This is a genomic window from Sulfolobus sp. B1 (genome assembly GCF_007050195.1).
Classification (GTDB): Archaea; Thermoproteota; Thermoprotei_A; order Sulfolobales; family Sulfolobaceae; genus Saccharolobus.
The window spans coordinates 1-1,231 of record NZ_QIMI01000254.1 but is presented as its reverse complement, the minus strand read 5'-3'; the positions used below and the strand labels follow the sequence as shown (position 1 = coordinate 1,231).

Annotated in this window: 1 protein-coding gene; it reads right to left on the bottom strand. The window is 36.6% G+C overall.

Translation table 11 applies throughout. From position 1 onward, the window contains the following. Positions 1-611: 611 nt before the first annotated feature. Positions 612-1,046, bottom strand: coding sequence for a transposase (locus DMP16_RS09970; RefSeq protein ID WP_231961170.1), 435 nt, complete (start codon positions 1,044-1,046; stop codon positions 612-614). Positions 1,047-1,231 lie beyond the last annotated feature (185 nt).

The following is a 1,231-nucleotide window of genomic DNA, read 5'->3' as shown; positions in this document are numbered from 1 at the left end:
ATGAGACTACCATTAAGAAGTTAAAACCAATCGAGAATGAGTTGAATTATGTTCTTGAAAAATCAAGAAAGATAGAAGAGGTACAGAAAATTTCAAAAAAATAAAATTATATGGTAATGTGGACAACAATTTCATCCACCCCCATATTCTAACTTATGTCGATAGATTTCGAGCAAATCGTATTGAAGAATATTTTTAGCCATCTTGCTATTGTGTTTCTCGTTGAGTTAGGTGAGTATTAGGAAATCAAACCCATTCATCTTCTCGCCTCAATAGATGAGTTGCCTCATACAAAATACTTTTCCATAATAAACAAAATTCAATTTATTTCAAAACACCAAATTGTTGTCCACACACAGAAGCTTAGTAGAACTAGTTTTTAGGAGCTTAAAACATAGGCTAGCAAGCATGGACTCACACTTCACATGGAACTCAACAAGGAACACAATAACGAGATGGCTAAAAATATTCTTCCTAATCTACAACACAATTTACTCGAAATCTATTAGCATAAGTTGGAATAAAATTGAATTTTATGGGGGTGGATGAAATTGTTGTCCACACACCTTTTCTATGACATAGTTAATCGATATAGATTGGCTTAGGCTTGTCTAAAAATTAATCTTCTCTGCCTCAGCCTTTAGTCTATCTAACTCTGCAACCTTCTTCCGAAAATAGAAGTAATCACTCTTAACTGTTGAACCACGGTAAAAGAGAACAGTACCATAATCTACTGTAACAGTTGCTAACATGTTAATGCCCAAGTCAATAGATGCTATCTTATTACCTTTAGGTGTAGCTATCTGTGTCTTATCCCTCTCACCGTGAATTATGAGGGATTCCTTCATTGGTCTTTTGCTCTTCTTTGCAGTAACCCTACCTACGTCAACAGGGATATAAGCATAGAACTTGTTGCCATCAATGTGTACCTCTAGCCTGCCTTGTGTACCGTACCACCTTAGCCTTCCTGCAAGGGGTATCTCCATCTTCCAGTCCTTAAGGATTAGCAAGTGTTTCTCTTCGTCAACCTCATAACGGTCTTGCATAACTACTAGGATTAACTTCCTTTTCTTGTTATCTTTCCAATACCCCGGTGGTAAATATGACGAACGAATGGTGGCAGGCTGTCTTTATTCTTTAGCGACAAGAAGAATGAAGACCATGCTTCGTTGTTCTTTTGTAATACAGCTTGTACATCAGTTTTAAGAATATCCTTGTACTTCTCGTAGAA

What these genes read in the sequence shown, in the direction of transcription:
- DMP16_RS09970 (WP_231961170.1), bottom strand. Translation starts at nt 1,046, where the DNA reads ATGCAAGACCGTTATGAGGTTGACGAAGAGAAACACTTGCTAATCCTT.